Genomic DNA, 18,181 nt, shown 5'->3' with positions numbered 1-18,181 from the left:
GTGGACGGGCGGGGATCCGGCTGGTCAGGTCTGCATCCGCTGCCCGGTGGCGGTCCACAGATCGGTGAAGTCGTCGGCCCAGCGCCAGCGTTGAGGAAGGTGCAACACCACGCGTCGCGCCGAGCGGGCGATGCGGGCCGGGACGTGGATGAGGTGGCGGCGGATGGTGCCGGTCCGCGCCCGTGCGTGGAAGGCAGAGGCAAGGTGTCCGGCGGCGCGGGTGAGGTTGTGGGCGACTGCCGCCAGGGTGAGCCAGACCGCGTTCGCGGTGAACTTCCCCGAGGGCAGGTGGGCCAGGGCGGAGTCCTCCAGATCGGCGAAGACCTGTTCCACCGCGGCGTGAGCGCGGTGCATGGGCTCGGCGTCGGTCAGGACGAAGGTGCTGTCGGTGAAGACCGCGTGGTGGCGCCAGACGGCGAACAGCTCACTCTGTCCGTCGGGCACCGTCTTGGGGTTCAGCCGTTTGACCCGGCGGACGATGAGCCGGGCGGTGGTGTGGAATGCCTTCTTCTTGCTGGTGAAGGCCGTGAACGGGATCTCGGCGATCTCGGCGTCGGAGATCCATCGGTCCTCCTCGTCGTCCCAGATCGCGTCGGTGTACTGGATCGGCGTCCAGGCGTCGTCCTCGATCGTCTCGATCGCCGTGCGGATCGTCTTGGTGACCGCGACCGCAAGGGAGAAGCGGGCGCCGGCCTTGCGGCAGGCGGCGACGACCTTGTGGGAGAAGTAGGCGGAGTCGGCGCGGACGACGATCTGCGCGGTGATGCCCATGGCCCGTACCGTGGTCAGGGCCTCGCGCAGCAGCGAGGCGGCCCCCTTTCCCGAGCCCGCCGAGCCCCTGCGCAGCCTGGTGGCGACGATGACCGGCGCGCACGTCGCGCTCTTCACGGTGACGATCTGGAAGTGCAGACCGCGGACCTTGGTGTAACCGAAGGAGGCGCCCTGCTTGGCCGGACCGTAGACCTGCTTGACCTTGGAGTCGATATCGACGAACACCACCTCGTCCCCCTTGACTCTGCTGCGCAATTCGTTCATGCGGAAAGTCGGTAGCTGAGTCGTTCGAGCCTGCTGCTGCGAGGGCGGTCGAGGGGCAGGGGCCCGGTGGTCCAGTGGGTGTCGAGTCTGACGACGTTGAGTGCCGTGGCGGAGAAGGCGTGTTGAAGGCGGACTTTCGGCAGGCCGCGGTAGCGAGCCCGGCGGATGCCGGTGACATCGAGGGCCTGGTTGATGGTGCCCTCGACGCCGGCGCGCAGGGCGTACTTGTTCTTCCAGGTGTCGGTCTTCTGCTCGGCGCGGGCCCGGGCGAGGTTCTCGTGGAGTTCCTCGGGACGCAGGGTGAGCATGCGGCGCCCGGGTTTCGAGGTGGTGCACTGCTTCTGGAAGAGGCAGTCGCGGCAGGTCAGGACACTGAAGGTGATCACGATGGCGTCCTTGCCGTGCTGCTTGACCGGGTTCCAGTGGGAGCTGGTGCGACCGGCGGGGCAGCGGACCTGACGGGTCTTCCAGTTGATGGTGAAGGCGTTCTTGTCGAAGCCTTCGGCGGCCTTGGCCTGCGCGGAGTGGTCCAGGAGGACCGGGGTGACCATGCGGATGCCGTGCTGCAGGGCCTTGGTGATCAGGTCTGCTGAGGGGTAGCCGGAGTCGAGGTAGTGCTCGGCGGGTTTCACGCCGCGCTCGGTGAGCTTGCGTTGGATCGGTGCGGTCGCCTTCACATCGGGCACGGTCGCGTCGGTGGTATGCACGTCGGTGATGAGGTTCGGCACCACCCCTGTCCCAGAACCTGCCCCAGACCCGGCGGCGGCGTCGGGGAGTGTGCCGCACGTCTCGGTCAGGTGGATCTTGTAGCCCATCCAGAACAGGTCCTCACCCTTGGCCGCCCACCGTGCGTCACGGTCATAGGGGGAGGACAGGCGGAGTTGACCGGGCGGGACACCGTCGTCGGCGTCCCGCTTCCTGATCACCTGCCGTCCCCGCGCGTCGCTGCGGATGAGGTAGGTCTGCACGAGGACCTGCCGCAGCAGGTCCACCGCCTCGATCTCGCGGATCCACCCCGGCGCGTCCTCGGCCCAGGCCGCCCGGCACAAGGCGAGGGCATCCTGCCCGAAGACCTGGGCGAGACGGTCGCGTCTGGTCTGCGAGGGCGGCATGCGCCAGCCGTCGGCCCGCGGCCCGTACCGCTCGGCGAACTCGGTGATGTCGATCTGCCCGGCCAGCCAGAGCGGGGCCGCGACCGCCAGGGCCTCCAGCGCCGCCCGCACGCTCTCCCCGGCCAGCTCCAGACGGTTCAAGTCCCGCACCGCACTGATCACATGGGTGGAATCGGTACGCTGCTTGCCGCCGGCCGCCACCAGACCGGCCTCCTTGCAGTGCGCCAAGAGCCGGTCGAAGACCACCCGCTCCATGCCGCTGTCCGCGAGCCGGGTACGGAACCTGGACAGGACACTGGCGTCGAAGCCGGTGTCGGTGAGCTCCGCACCGAGGGCGTACTTCCAGTCGATCGCCCGTACCGCCATCGCCGCGGCCTGCCGATCGGTGAGGTCCTCGGCGAACTGCAACACCGTCACCAGCGACAACACCCCCGGCGACAGGCCCGGAGCCCCACGCACCCCGAACGCGGCGGAAAACGGCTCATCAGCGAAGACCTCCGCCAGACGGTCCCGCACCCGTATCGCCAGACTCCCCTTCGGGAACGCCGCCCGGGCCACCATCACGGTCTGCTCCGGGATCTCCGGCAGCCCCGCCGGCCGCATCGACATCCGTACCGCCTCCACGGCCGCACGACAGAGAAGCGACCCCAGGAACGATCATCGCGGACCCGACCTCACCCCCGCAGCGAATTGCGCAGCAGAGTCCCCCTTGGGGACAAAGCCGGTGTGGGCGGCCAGGTTGCAGGTGAACGCACGTGCCGCCGACTCCAGTTGACGGGTGTGCCCCCAGGTGAAGGCGCGCAAGAACGTGCCCAGCGTAGATGGTGCCCGCACCTCGCCGAACAGCTTGGGCAGTCCGCCATGGCGCAGGACGTCCAGGTCGTTGATGGAGTCGGCACCGGCGGCCATGCCGCCCACGATGCTCATCACCTTCGCGTCGGCGGCCGTGCCGGCGCCGTTCTTCGCACCGGTCAGCTTGACCTTCTCGGCCACCAGGACCGGCAGGCCGCACCGCTCGGCCATCCGGATCACCGGGACCAGCCCGGCATGCGCGATCAGATTCGGCTCGTCGAACGCGGCGTGAGCCGCCGCCGGGCTGTGGAACAATTTCACGTGAGAGGTGCCTTGCTGGTTGGTGTTGTTGGAAGCGTCAGAACTCCCATCATCCCAGGTCAGCAGGCGCCTCTTCTGATTTCTCCGTCCACAGCCCGACCGCTACGCGGTGGATCGAGGCTGAAATGCGTGGCCGAAGAACTCAATGCCCGGCCCCGCCGTATCCTGGCCTACCGCATCCCCGCCGAAGTCTTCACCGAGTTGTTGACCAGCTCAGTTGCTTCCACCGACTGACACCACCCAGAGCTGTGTCTGTCGAGGTCATGGACGAAGAATGGTTGCATTCCGAGGAGCAGGTTCGAGCGCTGCTTGAGTGGATGCATGGGCACGCGGGTGCTCATCGCTCGGTGCACCCCTTCATGCGCATTGTGGCCGAGCAGGCTCTGCGTCCGGGCGAGGCTCGCGCCCTGCGAGTGAGCGACGTGGTGCTCTCGGAGGGCGGGGGTAAGTTGACAGGCCGTCACAATGGGACAGCGAGGGAAATCCCCCTCCAGCCGCAATTCGTTGAGTTCCTGCGTGAGTGGATCAGTGAGGCGGGTCTGCAGGAGGACGACCTGCTGTTTCCCGGTATGCGAGGTGGGCCGCTCTCGGCTTCCGTTTACCAGCGGATCTGGCGGCAGGCCCAAGAGGCCGTCCTGCCAAGGGACGAGCTGTACTCGTGGCGCCTGGGGGAGCCCATCTCCATTCTCCGTGAATCCTGCCTCGTGAAGTGGCTGAGGATGGGCATCTCATCCGTCACGGTTGCCGAGTGGGCTGGCGTGACCCCGAGTTGGCTGGCGCTGCGTTACCCGCACTGCTTCCGCACGGAGGACGTCGAAATCGACTGGGACCACCTGGCCGGGGCCATGGCTCTTCCGGACTCGCTCAAGTCGTAATTCTCGCCCCGCGCTCTGGCTGACACTCAGAGCGCGGGCGCCACCAGCTCATCCTCTTCTGCACCGGTGGTCCGCACCCCAACGAAGCCGTCACGTGATCAGCCTCCCTCTCGTCGGAGACCCTCCGTGACGCGGTCCCACTGCCCTGACAGGGCTGGTTGACCGCCTTGGACCGCCCGATGCCCCGGCTGCCAACTCCGCGGGCGCCCAGCCCACCCTCACCTCAAGGTCCCCTCCATGCCTGCACGCTTGTTGTCCATCCCTGCCGTCGCCGCCGCCCTGGACGTCGACCGACGCACCGTCTACCGCTTCATCGCTGCTGGCGACCTGCCTGTCGTCGACCTCCGTACCGGACCAGGCCGGTCCCGTGTACGGGTACCCGTGGCCGGCCTTCGACGAGTTCATCAGCCGCCGCGCCGTCGTACCGCCGGCAGCCCGCCGCTGACCCAGACCATCTCGGCCCCGTCACCGTTGAACAAGGAGTAGAGCCTCGTACCTCCGCAAGTTGAAGTCCGGCAAGTGGCAGGCGACCGTACGCAACCGGACAGGAGACCGGTTCAGCGAGTCGTTCCCCCTCAAGGCGCAGGCCCGCGCCTGGGGTATCGAGTTGGAGACCCAGTTCGCCCGCGGAGGCATGCGCGACCCGCGGGCCGGTGAAATGTCGTTCCGCGAGTGGCACGACCGGTGGTGGAACGCTCGCATCGTTGAGCCCCACACGCTGCGCGGCGACGCCTCCAGCATCAAGAACCACGTCATGCCCTACTGGGCGGACTGGGAGATGCGGGCCATCACCCGCATGGACGTCCAGAGCTGGATCCGGACCCTGGTCGAGAAGGGCGCGGGGGCTGCTGCGATCAAGCGGGCCTACAACCTGACGTCCTCCATCATGCGCGCGGCCGTCGACGACGATGTCCTGGCGGTGACCCCATGCCGCAGCATCGACTTGCCCCAGATCGCGGTCAAACCACCGCAGTGGTTCACCCTTGACCAGGCGCAGAGCATCCTGGACGAACTCCCCGCCGCGTGGCGGACGATGTGCCTGCTCGGCTTCTACACCGGACTGCGCTGGGGAGAACTCTCGGGCCTGCACCGCCACCGCATCGACCAGCGCCGCTCGCGCCTGTTTGTGGTGGAGGTCAACACCAAGAGCGGCATCAAGGAGTACCCCAAGAGCTCCAAGAGCCGTAGAGAGGTCCCGCTCCCGCCTTACGTCCTGGAGGCCCTCGAACGCCACGTCCACCGGCTCGACCGGGACGCAGTGGTGTTCACCACCATCACCAAGGGCCGTGCAGGCCGCCGCCTTGACGACGGCAACTGGAGACGGCAGACCTGGTGGCCCACCGTCGAGGCCGCCTACTACTTCGACACCGACGGCGAGCAGCAACTCGTCCCGCACTATCCGCCGCACTCCATGCGTCACACCTGCGCCTCGTGGCTGGTCCAGAAGGGAGTCTCGCTCTACGAGGTCCAGCACCTCCTCGGCCACGAGAGCTTCCAGACCACCCAGCGCTACGCGAACCCTCGGGAATTGCGTCAGACGGGCGAGAAGTCGCAGGTCGCCTGGTCGCGGAGGGAAGCGGAAGGAGTCCGCCGCCTCTACGAACTGGCCTCCTGAACAGGGATGTTGCCGAGGGTATCCCTTCTGATGCATGATCTGCTCTCCAGAAGGGATGGTCTGGAGTGGTGTATCAGCGCAAGGTGGCCCTGGCCGGGTCGGCTCATCTGGAGCTCGTCTCCGGGGTGGTCCAGCTGCGTCCCGAGGACGCGATGTTCGACGCGATGCTGCGCGGTTGGCGTGCTCAGCAGAAGTCGCGAGGACTGAAGGACGAGACGATCGACCCGAGGGAACGGCTGATCCGCCGGTTCCTGGAGTTCACGAACGAGTACCCGTGGCGATGGACGCCGGCCCATCTGGACGAGTGGTCGGCATCGCTGGCGAGCGAGAGGCACTTGGCGCCGTCCACGATCCGCAGCTACCAGGGCACCGTCGGGCTGTTCACCGAGCTCCTCATCGACGCCCGATACGGCTGGGTCCCGGCGTGTGAAGAAGCCTTCGGCACCTATCCGGTGGCGATTTGCCACGAGTGGAATACCCTCCCCCACCTGCAGGATTACGAAGGCGCCCCGGAGGCACGTCCCTTCACGAGGGAAGAGCTGCAGCGCTTCCTCGACTACGCCGACGACCAGGTCGCACGCGCCGTGAAGGCCAAGCGCAAGGGAGCCCTCGCCGCCTACCGCGATGCCACGTTGTTCAAGGTGATCTACGGGTGGGGGCTGCGCCGGACCGAGACGGCCAAGCTCGATGTGGTCGACTTCGGCCGCAACCCGCAGGCCCGGCAGTTCGGCCGGTACGGCACGCTCAACGTCCGCTACGGCAAGGCGAAGAAGGGACAGCCGCCGCGTCGGCGGAACGTGCTGTCGGTGATGGACTGGGCCGTCGAGGCGGTCGCTGACTATGTGGAGAACGTCCGCCCGCGCTTCGGGTTCGCCGATCACCCGGCTCTGTGGATCACCGAGCGCGGGGGCCGCCTGCAGCCCGGCTCGATCAACGACCGGTTCGAGGCATACCGCGACGCCCTAAAACTCTCAAAAGATCTAACTCCCCACTCAATCCGACATTCTTACGTCACGCATCTGACCGAGGACGGAGTCGACCGCCGGTTCATCCAGCAGCAGGTCGGTCATGAGTGCGACAGCTCCCTGGCCATCTACACGCACGTCAGCGACGACTTCATGAACACTTCCCTGCACAAGGCACTGGCCCCGGCGTTCGCCGGAGCCTGACGAGGAGGGATCCGGCGATGGCCGCCAAGCTCGACTACCAGTGGCACCTGCGCAAAGTCATGGCTGACCGCGGGATGTTCTCCACCACCGACCTCATCCCTCCGCTCGCCGAGCGGGGCATCACCCTGTCCTCCAGCCAGGTCTACCGGCTCGTCGTCGAGCGCCCCGAACGGCTCAGCCTGAAGATCCTCATGGCCCTGCTCGACATCCTCGACTGCACCATGGACGATCTCATCGAGCCCGTGGCCGCAGCCGGAGCCGCGAAGAAGCCGAAGAAGGCAGCCGTCGGCGGCGGCACGGCATCCGATTCGGAGGGACTTGGCGGGCTGCGGCCCAAGCGGGCCCGGATCAGGGGTGTTGACCGGTCATGACGACAGCGGACCAGCTCGACCGGGCCGTGGCCGATCCGATCGGGCTGATCACAGACCTCGTCGCCGACGTCGAGAAGGACCTCGGCGTCGCGACCATCCGGACCGTGGTCACCGCGGTCGCGGGCGGTCGCGCGAAGTCACGACGCCTGGTGCAAGCCCTGGCCGTGCGGCCCGCCGTCCTGACCGACGGCCGCTCTCCGGCGCCCCGGGCCGTCGGCGATCTGCTCATCGAGCTCCGCAAGGCCGGCGCCTCGGCGATCGCACCGCCGGTCTGCGCCGAGTGCGGCAAGAAGCTGCGAACCCTCCAGCGCCAGGGCCAGGACTGGTACTGCGGAGTCTGCGGGCAGGAGAGAGCCGAGTGCACCGCCTGCGGCAACGTCCGACGCGTTGGCTTCCGTGACCGCAAGGGCCTGCCACGCTGTTCGATGTGTCCCGACTACGACGACCGTGATCCAGTCACGATTGTCCACGAACTGATCACCGTGATCGCTCCGGGCGCCGACCGTGACGTGGTCGCCGAGGCCCTCCGCCGGACGGCACCGCACCGTCCCCACTATCGCCAGCGAGTGGTCTGGGCTCTGGAGGAGAACCCCCGTCTGCTGACCGGGGAAGGACATCTGGCGCCGCATCGCGCAATCCTGAAGTTCATCGACCTGCTGCACGAGGCCGGTGTCGCCGGGATCGTCCGGCCCGCCTGCCCTCGCTGCCACCGGGTGGTCCGCATCGACAAACCGCTGGACGGGCAGCGGGTCTGCCGCAACTGCATCGCCAAGTCCCGCTTCGAAGAATGCGTACGCTGCGGTGCCCGGCGCGAGCCGGCCACCCGCGACGCCGAGGGGCGACCGCTGTGTCCGAGCTGCCTGGTCAGGGACCCGGCGAACCTGGAGACCTGCATCGTCTGCGGCGAGTCACGCATGGTCAACTCCCGCACCGCGGACGGGCCGGTCTGCCCGAACTGCCGTCCCTTGCCCATACTGCTCTGCTCGATCTGCGGCCGCACCGCCCCCTGCATGCTCTCGAAGCTCACCGGCCTGCCCCGCTGCGGCGGCTGTGACAGGCGCCAAGCTCACTGCACCGTCTGCGGACGAATGCGCGGCATTCACTCCGGCACCGCCGACGCCCCCGTCTGCGGCCCCTGCACCACGCCGGACGCTGAGCTGTGGCGTCCGTGTCCGACCTGCGGACAAGCCGAGCGGCTGCACGCGCCGGGTCCGTGCCCTCGCTGCACGCTCAAGCAACGGCTCCACGAGATCCTCGGCAACGGCACCGGCTCTATACCCCCGAAGCTGCAGCCCCTCCACGACGCCCTGGCCGGCACTGAACGGGCCGGCACCGCGCTGCGCTGGCTGTCCAAGGGCATCGTCGCCACCGTCCTGTCCGATCTTGGCTCCGGCCGCTGTCCCCTCACCCACGAGGCCCTGGACGAACTCCCTGAAGGCAAGGTCGTCGAGCACATCCGCAGTGTTCTCGTCGCCACCGGCGTCCTGCCTCAGCGGGACGAGCAGATGGTCCGTCTCGAGCGGCACGTGAAGAACCTCGTCGCCTCCCATACGACGGCCGAGGGGCGGAAAATCCTGCACCGGTACGCAACATGGCACCTCCTTCGTCGGCTTCGCCGACGAAGCCGCGGCAAGGAGGTCACCCACTACCAACTCGCGGTCGCGCGGCAACATCTACGGGCGGCCGTCTGCCTCCTGGACTGGCTGGAGGACGAGAACCTCACCCTCTCCACCTGCCGTCAGGCCGACCTCGAACGCTGGATGACCAGCGATGACGTCCGTCACCGCCGGGAGACAGGCCACTTCGTGCGCTGGGCACTGGCCCAGAAGATCACCCGCGATCTCAGCTTTCCGGCCGTGAGATGGAACGGTCCCACCCAGGCGATGGACGACGCGGCCCGCTGGGACACCGCCCGCCGCCTGCTGCACGACGACACCCTCAAGCCCGAAGACCGCCTCGCCGGCCTGCTGTTGCTTCTCTATGCTCAGTGGCCCGCGGCGATCTCCCGGCTCACCGTCGACCACATCGAGGAGACGGACGGAGCGGTCCGCATCCGCCTCGGCGCCGTCCCGGTGGACCTGCCCGCACCCGTCGCTGAACTGGCCCTCCAACAGGTCGAGGTTCGCCGCAGCCATGCCGTCCTCGGCCGCACAGACTCGCCCTGGCTCTTCCCCGGCGGCCAGCCCGGCCGCCCGATCAGTGCCTGGGCGATGGGCGAACGGCTCCGCAAACTCGGCATCCGGCTCGCACAGACCCGCTCGACCGCCCTGTTCCAGCTCGCCACCGAGCTGCCCGCCGCGGTCCTCGCCCGCACCCTCGGCATCGACATCACCGTCGCCGTCAAGTGGCAGCGGGCCGCCGCCGGGGACTGGGGCGCCTACGCAGCCGAGGTCAGCCGCCGGACCAGGTCGTCGTGACGCTCGGGGCGGGCCAGTCCAGCACGGTCAGCTCGGGCCATTGCGCTTGCCATCGTGCTGCCTTGGTCTCATAGACCGAGCGCGGGGCGAGCACCGGGTTCGGCCGGACGACGAGGTTGAACACGTCCGAAAGGCCATGCGGCGCATACACGCGCCACCGGCCGTCGGTCTCCGCACGTACTCCCAGGCAGCACGTCGTCGCGGCGAAACTGTCGATCGCCGCCTCAGTGGACTCATACGGCGGACACGCGACTCCGAACTTGTCCTCGTACCAGAGGTGAACTCGTGCCTCGTTGCGGATCTCAACATCTGCCGGCAGGTCGGCGAAGACCTCCCGCCCGGCCTTGATCACCGCGTCCTCGGCCTCCCAGGACAGATCACTGCCGTCGAAGTAGAAAACGTCGTAGTCCTTGATGCCACTGGTTGGCGGCCTGTCCGTGACCACGTTCCACACGGTCTGGAACAGGCATCCTGCCGTCACATACCACCCGGGAAGGTCCAACGTCGCAGTCCGCGTCAGCACCTCCGTCAACACGTCGTTACGGGACAGCACCGCACGCAGGGACTCAAGTTGCTGGTCGAGAGGGAGTCGGCTGATCACCAGCTCTGCCTACCACAGGTCGCCCATGGGCGGGCCAGGTCCCCCTCGGAGACCCCACGGGCCAGAGGCATTCAGCCAGTTCCAATACCCGACTGCACCATTACACCTTCAACCGGACGCGCACAAGGCCGTGCTCGGTGCCTGGGAGCGCCTTGACGTTCCGCTCACCATTGCCGCATGAATGATCCTCCGCCCTGTCCCTACGGACAGGGCGGAGGCGCTTGCCTGATCAGGGGTGCTGTGCGACCTCCTCTTCGGGCGGCGTCCAGCGCCCCTTGCTGTCGAACGGCCAGGGATGGGCGGAGAGATCGCCCTGAAGGAGTTCGCGCAGAGCCTCACGGCTGGCCGGCGGATCCGGCGGAGTGACCAGCGGCGCGGATAGTGGATCAATCCGGTCTGCGTACGCCTCAGCCCACTGCAACCACGCCAGTTCCTCCGCCGCAGCGGACGCGCCGTCGGCTCTCGTGCGGGCCGCGCGGCAGAAGGCGCGGATCTCGTCGGCCCGATGCCGTGCCTCCACCTGCTCGACCAGGACTTTCACTCGATGTCGCTCGATTTGCCGCTCCCGTGCCTGCGCCACGGCCGCGTACCAGCGGCGTCGCTGCTCGGCCTTGCGGAGTTCCTCTTCTCGCTGCCGGCGTTCGGCCGCTGCGGCACGCTGTTCGAGATCGCGCAGAAGGTACCCCAGGCGGGACTCCAGTGCACCGTGGCCGGAGAACTCTCGCCACGGCCCGGGCAAGGTGACTCCCGGGGTACGTCACCTCATCGTTCCCCGCCGTCGGCCAGGCGTGCGGCGAGCGCCCGGCTGCCCTGCGCCAGCAGCGTGACGTCCGCGCCGACGAGGACGAAGCGGGCTTTCGCGGTGAGGTAGTGGCGGGCCGTGCTCTCGTTGAAGGCGTTGACGCCCGCGGGCTTGCCGACCCGGTGCGCGGCGGTGAGGCAGTGCTCGACGGCACGCATCACGTCCGGGTGTTCCTGTTGGCCCAGCAGACCCATCGAGGCGGCGAGATCGGAGGGGCCGAGGAAGACGGCGTCGACTCCGTCGACCGCGAGGATCTCCTCCACGTTCGCCACGGCTTCCTCGGACTCGATCTGCACGGTGAGGGAGCACGTCTCGCCGGCGGTGTGCAGGTAGGAGTCGACGCCGTTCCAGCGGGAGGCGCGGGCGAGGGCCGCGCCCACACCGCGGACGCCGCGGGGTGGGTAGTACATCGCGGCGACGGCCTGCCGGGCCTGCTCGGCGGTGTCGACCATGGGGATGAGCAGGTTCTGCGCGCCGAGGTCGAGGTACTGCTTGATGGTCACCGTGTCGAGGGCGGGCGGCCGCACGACCGGGACGGGACCGTATCCGCGCACCGCCTGGAGCTGGGCGAGGATCGAGTCGAGGCCGTTGGGGCTGTGCTCGGCGTCGATGAGGAGCCAGTCGAGCCCGGAGCCGGCGCAGATCTCGGCGACCAGCGGACTGCCGGTGCACAGCCACATGCCCGTCAGCGGCCGGTCGGCTGCGGCGAGGGCGTCGAGGAAGGTGGGGTCGGGGGTCATGCGAACGTGCACGTGATCGTTCCCAGCGGTCCGTAGTCGGCGAGGAAGGTGTCGCCCTTCTGCACGTGGACGGGACGGGTGAAGGAGCCGGCGAGGACCAGGTCACCGGCCTTGAGGCCGCTGCCGTGCCGGGCGAGCTTGTTGGCCAGCCAGTGGACGCCGGAGGCGGGGTGGTTGAGGACGCCGGCCGCCAGGCCCGTCTCCTCGACGGTCTGGTTGCGGTACAGCAGGGCGCCGATCCAGCGCAGGTCGACGGAGTCCGGCTTGATCGGGTTGCCACCGACCACCATCGCCCCCATCGCGGCGTTGTCGCTGATGGTGTCCACGATGGTGCGGCCCTTCAGCTCGATGTGGGAGTCGAGGATCTCCAGGGCGGGGACGACGTACTCGGTCGCCGAAAGGACGTCGAAAATGGTGCAGCCCGGCCCGTTGAGGTCGGCGTTGAGCTTGAAGGCGAGTTCCACCTCGATCCGCGGGTGGGTGTAGCGCTCCCAGGGGATCTCGCAGCCGTTCTCCAGGACCATGTCGTCGAAGACGACACCGTAGTCGGGTTCGGTGATGCCGGTGGCCGCCTGCATGGCCTTCGAGGTGAGCCCGATCTTGCGGCCGACGACCCGCCTGGCCGGCGGTCTGCCGGTCGGCCCACAGGTTCTGCACCGCGTAGGAGTCCTCGACCTCCATCTCCGGGTAGCGGGCGCTGAGCAGGGGTATGGGGGTGCGGGTACGGGTGGCCTCGGCGAGTTCGTCGGCGATGGTCTGTCGTTGCGCGGAGTTGAGCATGGGTGTGTTTCGCTTTCCGGAGTCGTGGAAGGCCGGGCGGCTCACCGGTAGTCGGCGAGGTCGCTCTTGATGCGTGCGGCGGTGTCCAGCAGGGCGGTCAGGAACTCGTCCAAGAGCCTGTCCATGGGCACCCGCATGTAGTTGGTGGCGATGTTGACGGCGGCCACCGTTTCGCCCTGCATGTCGGTGATCGGGGCGGCGATGGTGCGTACGCCCAGTTCCCTCTCCTGATCGGCCAGTTCCCAGCCGCGGTCGCGGATGAGTGTCAGGCGGTCGCGCATGGCGTCCGGGTCGGTCACGGTGTGCTCGGTGTACGCCTGGAAGGTGTGCGCGTCCAGGAAGGACGTCAGCTCGGCTTCCGGGAGGTGGGCGAGCAACACCCGTCCCACGGCGGTCGCGGCCGGGTCGATGCGTGAACCGATCCGGACGGTGGTGCTCATGACGCGCTGGGACTGGGAACGCGCGAGGTAGATCACGTCGCCGCCGTCCAGCACGCCCAGCGAGCACACCTCGCCCAACTGCTCGTTGAGCGCGTCGAGGTGCGGCTGGGCGATCTCGGGCAGCTCGAAGGAGGAGATGTAGGCGTAGCCGAGGTCGAGCACCTTCGGCAGCAGCCGGAAGGCGCCGTCGGTGTTGCTCATGTACCCGAGCGCCTGCAGGGTCAGGACGATGCGCCGGGCACTCGGCTTCGATATGCCGGTGGCGGCGGCGACCTCGCTCAGGGTCATCGACTTGCGCTCGGCGGAGAAGGCCCGGATGACCGCCAGTCCCTTGCCGAGGGACTGGATGAAGTCACCCTCGGCGATCGGCGCCACCTGATCGTTGTGAGCCACCTGGCTCCTCCTTCGGGGGTTGTCGTCCTGGGGCCGGCGTGGTGGCCGGCCGGTCGGTCGCGTTCGTCGCGCGCTGTCGGCGAACGGTCGGTCCGGCGATCAGCCGCCAGAGTGTAGCCGCAGGAACTGGCCGACCAGCGCGTTGAACTGAGGCGCCTTCTCGACCTGGCTCCAGTGGCCGCACCGGGAGTAGAGGTGCAGGTCGGCCCGGGGGAGCACCTCGGCGAGCTGCAGGCTGCGGGACACCGGGATGACGGTGTCGTCGCGGCCGTGCACGAGCAGCACCGGCCGGTCGAATCCGCGCAGCGCCTCGATGTCGAGCGGGTTGTGTACCCGGTCGTGGTCGCGGGCCTCGATGACCTTGGCGAAGCGTTCCTCGGCGCCCGGTGCGCGGGCCGCGGTGTAGCGGGCGGCGACGAGGTCGTCCGTGACCAGCGACGGCTCGGTGACGAACTCGTTCAGCACCTTACGGATGCCCGCTTCGGTGACCTCGGGCCGTGCGTGGCGGGCCAGTGCGGCGGTGCGCGGGGCGCCGCCGGTGCCCATGGAGACGATGCCGAGGAGGCGCTCCGGGTGGGTCAGCGCCATCTGGAACGCCACCCAGCCGCCGAGGGAGTTGCCGACCAGCCAGGTCCGCTCGATGCCCAGGGTGTTGAGCAGCCGTACGGTGTGCCGCACCCACGCGTCGATGCCGTAGGCGGCGTCGGGCGCGGGCCGGGTCTGGCCGAAGCCCAGCAGGTTGAGCGCGACGGTGCGGTGCTCGCGGGCGAGCTCCGGCAGGTTCAGCCACCAGTTCGCGGCGGCGGAGACGCCTGCCCCGGAACCGTGCAGGAACGTGGCGGGCGTTCCCTCACCCAGGTCGTGATAGTGCGTCAGCTCTCCGGGCGCGGTCTCCGCCCAGCTGTCCTCGAGCCCGAAGTAGGCGTCGGTGGTGTAGTCGGGTGTGTCCATGCTCATGCTCTGCGTGCCTTCCTCGTTCACAGCTGCGCGGTCCCCGCGACGGCGCCCATGCCGGTGACCCAGCGCGGCACCGCCTCGTAGCCGAGGACCTCGACGGGTCCGCCCCAGGCCGCCCACGCGGCGAGCCAGGTGCGCACTTCGTGGGCCCCGTTGCCCGCGGTCTCCTCGACCTGCCGGGAATCCATGGCCAGCAACGACGTGTGGTCGCCGGCGGTGAGCCGGTCCAGGAACCAGCGGTCCCACTCGGCGTTGACGGGCCCCTCGTGGCCGCCCGCGATGCGCTGCGCCAGGCTCTCCTCGCGGGAGGCGTTGTAAGCGTCGACGCGGTCGCGGCCGTCGACGAGGTAGTCGCGGGTGTTCGCGTCGAGCGTCTCGTCCTCGACCGAAAGCGCCTTCACCCAGTGCGAGAGTCCGCCGGACGCCAGCACCAGGACGCGCTGGTCGCCGGGCAGGGAGCGGACGGCGTCGCCGACCGCCAGGCCGAAGTCGAAGCAGCGGCGGAAGGAGGGCCGCGGGTCCGCGCTGCAGTTGACCATGACCGGCACCACGGGCACGTCGAGACCGGGCCACAGCACCTGGTAGGGCTGCACGATGCCGTGGTCCACGCCCATGCGCACGGAGAACGCGGGATCGAAGCCGGCGGCCTGGGTGCTCTCGGCGATGTGCCGACCGATGCCCTCGGCGTGCGGCACCGCGCCCTTGTGCGTGCCGTAGTCGCCGCAGCTGACGATCTCGCCGACGCCGACGCAGAAGGACGGCATGACGTCGAGGAAGAAGTTGCGGAAGTGGTCCGGGCCGAAGATCACCACCGCGTCGGGCGCGAGGTCGGCGACCAGCTCGCGGAGACGGGCGGCGGCCGTGGTGAACCGGGCGCCAAAGGTGTCGGGGGTGGCCTCGGCCGGGAGCGAACCGTCCCAGAAGGGGGAGTGGGAGAGGGCGGCGAAGCCGACTATCTCGGACATGTGTGGGCCTTTTCTCGGATGCCTGGGTACCTCGGGTTTCCGGGTGCCGCGGTCCTCAGGTGCGGACCGCCGGTTCGCGGACCGGCATGATGCGGCGGAACCGTGCGGTGAGGTCGTCGAGTTCGTCCCCGGCGCAGGTGGCCGCGAGGTAGCGGTCGGGGCGCAGGACGACGATCTCGCGGGAGCGGGCGCCCTTGTGCCAGTCCCGGAAGCCCCCGGCGGTGTCGTCCAGCAGCAGGGTGCCGGCGTCCGTGGTGCGCAGGTGCTTCCCGGCCCGGGAGCGGTTGACGCGTATTAGCTGTGCGCCGAGGGAGCGCCAGTAGGCGGCCGACTCCTCGGACAGGTGGTCGGCGGGGTCGATGTTGATGCCGATCACGGCGAACCACGGGCCCACGGCGTCGTCCAGCCGCAGCCGGGTGCCGTCCTCGGTCTCCACCGCGGGCTGGATGAACATCTTGCCGGCCGGCGATGCGTCGTCCGTCCGCCGGTGGGCCACGACGCCCTGGCGGTAGAACGGCATCGGCTTGAACTTCATCTGCAGGATGTAGTCCCGGGCCGAGGGGACGCGCACGCTGGCGCGCAGCAGCAGCGAACGGGCCCGTTCGCCGAGCTTGGTCTTCGGCGAGTAGACCTTCCCCAGGGTCGTGGCCAGGTCCACCATCGCCTTGGCGTGGCCGTGGCGTTCGGTGTGGTACGTGTCGAGGATGCGGTCGTCGGCGCCGTGCGCCAGGACCGCGGCCAGCTTCCAGGCGATGTTGGCCGCGTCGCGGATGCCGGAGTTCATGCCCTGGCCGAACCACGGCGGCTGGAGGTGGGCCGCGTCGCCCGCCAGGAACACCCGGCCGGTGCGGAAGCGGTCGGCGACCCGCGAGTGGTGCTGGTAGATGCGGCCGCGCTCCAGGCCGGGCATCGGGCCGTCCCAGTCGAAGTGCTTGCGGATCAGGCGCTCGACCGCCCCCGGCTTGAGCATCTCCTCGTCGGTCTCGTGCTCGGCGAGCCGGAACTCGAAGCGCCGGTAGCCGAAGGGCAGGTCGATCGACACGTGGGGGCGGGTGCTGCTGATGTAGTTGCCGGCATAGGGGGCGTGCAGCTCGGCGTCCTTGAGGTCGACGACCAGCCAGCGGGCCCCGAGCGTGGAACCCTCGAGGGTGGCCCCGACCAGTTTGCGGACGGTGCTGCGGCCGCCGTCCGCGCCGACGACGTAGTCCGCCCGGACGGTGAACTCCTCGCCGGAGTCGTCGCGCATCCGCGCGGTGACCCCTTCGTCGTCCTGCTCCAGCGTCAGCAGTTCCGTCGAGACGCGCAGGCCGACGTGGGCGAAGCGGTCCAGTCCCGCGCGCAGCTTCTTCTCCAGCATGGGCTGCAGGAAGGAGTTGCGCCGGGGCCAGCCGAAGGGCTGCGCGGAGGGTGCGATCTCCACGAGGTAGCGGCCGGAGGAGTCGAAGTACCGCAACAGCTGGTTCTGGATCATGTCCGCGTGCACGGTCTCACCCAGTCCCGCCGACTGGAAGACGCGCAGCGACTCGTCGTCCACTCCGACGCCCCGGGGGAAGTCGACGACTTCGGGAGCCTTGTCGACGAGCAGGCTCTCGATGCCGTACACACCGAGCAGGTTGGCGATCGTGGTGCCGCACGGGCCGGCGCTGACGACGAGTACCTGCGTTCTCACGATGTCGTCCATGGGTGCGATGTCTTCCGTTTCTGCCTGTGGATCCACTGGTTGCGCGTGGTCAGAACTTCTCGCCGAGCAGCTCGAGGTCCTTCTCGTAGCGCTCGGCACCGGGGTAGGTGATCGGCTCGAACTCGCCCAGTTCCTCGGCCCCTTCGGGCTCGGGGGCGCCGGGCATGGTGCCGAACTCGTAGATGTGCTCGGCCACGGACTTCTGGCCCTCCTCGGAGAACATCCAGCTCACCAGGAGGCGGGCGGCGTTGGGGTGCGGGCTGGAGTCGAGGGTGCCGTAGGCGACGTCCGACATGTAGCCGCCGTCCTTCATGACCGCGTAGCCGAGGGGGGCTCCGGCGGCCTTCTGCCGCATGTAGGTGCCGTATCCGGCGACCAGGGACGCCTGGGTCTCACCGGTGGTGACCGCCTGCAGCGCGGTGGCGACGCTGGGGAAGACCTTCGGCTTGACCTTGCCCGCGTAGTCGTCCAGCCACTTCTCGTCGACGACGCCCGCCTCCAGGGCGGCGGACAGGACCTGCGGGGTGGCGCCGCTGATGGACGGGTCGGAGACGCCCTGCTTGGCCTTCCACCCCGGGTCGCCGAGTTCGGCCCAGGTGTCCGGGACGTCCGCCTCGTCGAGGGTCTTGGTGTTGTAGACGGTGGCGTAGAGGTGCTGGGAGGGGACGCTCCACAGGTCCTCCTTGCCCCGGTAGGCGTCCTCCAGTGCGTCCGCCTCGACGGGCCGGAAGGACGACAGATAGTCGGAGGTGGCGTAGCGCTCGATGTCGGAGACGCCGATGTGGAGCAGGTCCGCCTCGAAGCCGCCGGCGACCAGCTCGCCCTCGAGCCGGGAGTCGAGCTCGGCGCCGAAGATGTCCGTGGTCTTCACCTTGATGCCGGGGTAGGCGGCCTCGAACTCCTCGTACACCTTGGCGTAGAGGTCCTCGGTCGGGCCGTAGACCAGGATCTCGCCCTCCTTCTTGGCCACCTCGTACAGCTCGGTGAGGGAGGAGGCGTCCGTCACCTCCGGGGCGGAGTCCGAGCCGCCGCACGCCGTCAGGGTGAGGCACGTGGAGAGTAGGGCGGCCGTGACGGCGAGGTGCGTTCTTCTCATGGCGGTGTGGCCTTTCGTA

General features: G+C 68.9%; 18 protein-coding genes. 6 read left to right on the top strand and 12 right to left on the bottom strand.

Features of this window, described 5'->3' with window-relative positions:
* Positions 1 to 24: 24 nt before the first annotated feature.
* Genes WJ438_RS07790 through WJ438_RS07780 form a run of 3 tightly spaced genes read right to left on the bottom strand, consistent with a single transcriptional unit; the run spans position 25 to position 3,260 of the window.
* Positions 25 to 1,035 carry an IS1380 family transposase gene (locus tag WJ438_RS07790; RefSeq protein WP_406724554.1) on the bottom strand — a complete coding sequence of 337 codons (1,011 nt, stop codon included), beginning with the start codon at positions 1,033 to 1,035 and terminating at the stop codon, positions 25 to 27.
* Positions 1,032 to 2,756: an IS1182 family transposase gene (locus tag WJ438_RS07785; RefSeq protein WP_406724553.1), complete on the bottom strand. Its 1,725-nt coding sequence runs from the start codon at positions 2,754 to 2,756 to the stop codon at positions 1,032 to 1,034. Before WJ438_RS07785 ends, WJ438_RS07790 begins: the two co-directional genes overlap by 4 nt.
* A 48-nt stretch (positions 2,757 to 2,804) precedes the next feature.
* A complete protein-coding gene (locus WJ438_RS07780; protein WP_406724552.1) occupies positions 2,805 to 3,260 on the bottom strand; it encodes a hypothetical protein in 456 nt (151 codons plus the stop codon).
* Positions 3,261 to 3,508: 248 nt separating this feature from the next.
* Here WJ438_RS07780 and WJ438_RS07775 point away from each other — a divergent pair, with 248 nt between their 5' ends.
* The 6 genes from WJ438_RS07775 to WJ438_RS07750 all read left to right on the top strand — a co-directional run bounded on the left by WJ438_RS07775 (position 3,509) and on the right by WJ438_RS07750 (position 9,707).
* Complete coding sequence (locus WJ438_RS07775) at positions 3,509 to 4,135, top strand: tyrosine-type recombinase/integrase (RefSeq protein ID WP_406724551.1); 627 nt, start codon at positions 3,509 to 3,511, stop codon at positions 4,133 to 4,135.
* Positions 4,136 to 4,372: 237 nt separating this feature from the next.
* Positions 4,373 to 4,621, top strand: coding sequence for a helix-turn-helix transcriptional regulator (locus WJ438_RS07770; protein WP_406724550.1), 249 nt, complete (start codon positions 4,373 to 4,375; stop codon positions 4,619 to 4,621).
* Positions 4,622 to 4,640: 19 nt separating this feature from the next.
* Positions 4,641 to 5,750, top strand: a complete 1,110-nt coding sequence (locus tag WJ438_RS07765) for a tyrosine-type recombinase/integrase (RefSeq protein ID WP_406724549.1) — start codon at positions 4,641 to 4,643, stop codon at positions 5,748 to 5,750.
* A 65-nt stretch (positions 5,751 to 5,815) separates the two neighbouring features.
* Complete coding sequence (locus WJ438_RS07760; protein ID WP_406724548.1) at positions 5,816 to 6,919, top strand: tyrosine-type recombinase/integrase; 1,104 nt, start codon at positions 5,816 to 5,818, stop codon at positions 6,917 to 6,919.
* A gap of 17 nt (positions 6,920 to 6,936) precedes the next feature.
* Complete coding sequence (locus WJ438_RS07755; RefSeq protein ID WP_406724547.1) at positions 6,937 to 7,290, top strand: helix-turn-helix domain-containing protein; 354 nt, start codon at positions 6,937 to 6,939, stop codon at positions 7,288 to 7,290.
* Entirely contained in the window at positions 7,287 to 9,707 is a 2,421-nt protein-coding gene (locus tag WJ438_RS07750) for a site-specific integrase (RefSeq protein ID WP_406724546.1), read from the top strand. The genes WJ438_RS07755 and WJ438_RS07750 overlap by 4 nt, the downstream gene beginning before the upstream one ends.
* Here the strand turns inward: WJ438_RS07750 and WJ438_RS07745 are convergent.
* The 9 genes from WJ438_RS07745 to WJ438_RS07705 form a co-directional block, all read right to left on the bottom strand.
* Positions 9,682 to 10,308 carry a nucleotidyltransferase family protein gene (locus WJ438_RS07745; RefSeq protein WP_406724545.1) on the bottom strand — a complete coding sequence of 209 codons (627 nt, stop codon included), beginning with the start codon at positions 10,306 to 10,308 and terminating at the stop codon, positions 9,682 to 9,684. The genes WJ438_RS07750 and WJ438_RS07745 overlap by 26 nt on opposite strands.
* Positions 10,309 to 10,537: 229 nt before the next feature.
* Positions 10,538 to 11,047 (bottom strand): hypothetical protein, encoded by a 510-nt coding sequence (locus tag WJ438_RS07740; RefSeq protein WP_406724544.1) that lies wholly within the window; start codon positions 11,045 to 11,047, stop codon positions 10,538 to 10,540.
* A gap of 23 nt (positions 11,048 to 11,070) precedes the next feature.
* Positions 11,071 to 11,850 (bottom strand): HpcH/HpaI aldolase family protein, encoded by a 780-nt coding sequence (locus tag WJ438_RS07735; protein ID WP_406724543.1) that lies wholly within the window; start codon positions 11,848 to 11,850, stop codon positions 11,071 to 11,073.
* On the bottom strand, positions 11,847 to 12,428 hold the full coding sequence (locus WJ438_RS07730) for a fumarylacetoacetate hydrolase family protein (RefSeq protein WP_406724542.1): 582 nt from the start codon (positions 12,426 to 12,428) through the stop codon (positions 11,847 to 11,849). Before WJ438_RS07730 ends, WJ438_RS07735 begins: the two co-directional genes overlap by 4 nt.
* Before the next feature lie 243 nt (positions 12,429 to 12,671).
* A complete protein-coding gene (locus WJ438_RS07725; RefSeq protein ID WP_406724541.1) occupies positions 12,672 to 13,463 on the bottom strand; it encodes an IclR family transcriptional regulator C-terminal domain-containing protein in 792 nt (263 codons plus the stop codon).
* 99 nt (positions 13,464 to 13,562) lie between these two features.
* The gene (locus WJ438_RS07720) at positions 13,563 to 14,420 is read right to left on the bottom strand and encodes an alpha/beta fold hydrolase (RefSeq protein ID WP_406724540.1); all 858 of its coding nucleotides are present in this window, start codon (positions 14,418 to 14,420) and stop codon (positions 13,563 to 13,565) included.
* A 20-nt stretch (positions 14,421 to 14,440) separates the two neighbouring features.
* On the bottom strand, positions 14,441 to 15,385 hold the full coding sequence (locus WJ438_RS07715; RefSeq protein WP_406724539.1) for a 2,3-dihydroxyphenylpropionate 1,2-dioxygenase: 945 nt from the start codon (positions 15,383 to 15,385) through the stop codon (positions 14,441 to 14,443).
* 55 nt (positions 15,386 to 15,440) lie between these two features.
* Positions 15,441 to 17,066: a bifunctional 3-(3-hydroxy-phenyl)propionate/3-hydroxycinnamic acid hydroxylase gene (locus WJ438_RS07710; protein WP_406724538.1), complete on the bottom strand. Its 1,626-nt coding sequence runs from the start codon at positions 17,064 to 17,066 to the stop codon at positions 15,441 to 15,443.
* 49 nt (positions 17,067 to 17,115) lie between these two features.
* A complete protein-coding gene (locus WJ438_RS07705; protein WP_406724537.1) occupies positions 17,116 to 18,162 on the bottom strand; it encodes an ABC transporter substrate-binding protein in 1,047 nt (348 codons plus the stop codon).
* Between the last annotated feature and the right edge of the window lie 19 nt (positions 18,163 to 18,181).

It is taken from the genome of Streptomyces sp. GD-15H, from assembly GCF_045291515.1.
In the GTDB taxonomy this organism is placed as follows: domain Bacteria; phylum Actinomycetota; class Actinomycetes; order Streptomycetales; family Streptomycetaceae; genus Streptomyces.
Note: the sequence above shows the minus strand (reverse complement) of the source record. Positions and strands in the feature narration are given on the sequence as shown.

Bases quoted from the DNA above. Each gene is read 5' to 3' on its own strand.
- WJ438_RS07710 (WP_406724538.1), bottom strand. From the start codon at position 17,066: ATGGACGACATCGTGAGAACGCAGGTACTCGTCGTCAGCGCCGGCCCG.
- WJ438_RS07750 (WP_406724546.1), top strand. From the start codon at position 7,287: ATGACGACAGCGGACCAGCTCGACCGGGCCGTGGCCGATCCGATCGGG.
- WJ438_RS07715 (WP_406724539.1), bottom strand. From the start codon at position 15,385: ATGTCCGAGATAGTCGGCTTCGCCGCCCTCTCCCACTCCCCCTTCTGG.
- WJ438_RS07770 (WP_406724550.1), top strand. From the start codon at position 4,373: ATGCCTGCACGCTTGTTGTCCATCCCTGCCGTCGCCGCCGCCCTGGAC.
- WJ438_RS07730 (WP_406724542.1), bottom strand. From the start codon at position 12,428: ATGCAGGCGGCCACCGGCATCACCGAACCCGACTACGGTGTCGTCTTC.
- WJ438_RS07785 (WP_406724553.1), bottom strand. From the start codon at position 2,756: ATGTCGATGCGGCCGGCGGGGCTGCCGGAGATCCCGGAGCAGACCGTG.
- WJ438_RS07705 (WP_406724537.1), bottom strand. From the start codon at position 18,162: ATGAGAAGAACGCACCTCGCCGTCACGGCCGCCCTACTCTCCACGTGC.
- WJ438_RS07790 (WP_406724554.1), bottom strand. From the start codon at position 1,035: ATGAACGAATTGCGCAGCAGAGTCAAGGGGGACGAGGTGGTGTTCGTC.
- WJ438_RS07755 (WP_406724547.1), top strand. From the start codon at position 6,937: ATGGCCGCCAAGCTCGACTACCAGTGGCACCTGCGCAAAGTCATGGCT.
- WJ438_RS07735 (WP_406724543.1), bottom strand. From the start codon at position 11,850: ATGACCCCCGACCCCACCTTCCTCGACGCCCTCGCCGCAGCCGACCGG.
- WJ438_RS07720 (WP_406724540.1), bottom strand. From the start codon at position 14,420: ATGAGCATGGACACACCCGACTACACCACCGACGCCTACTTCGGGCTC.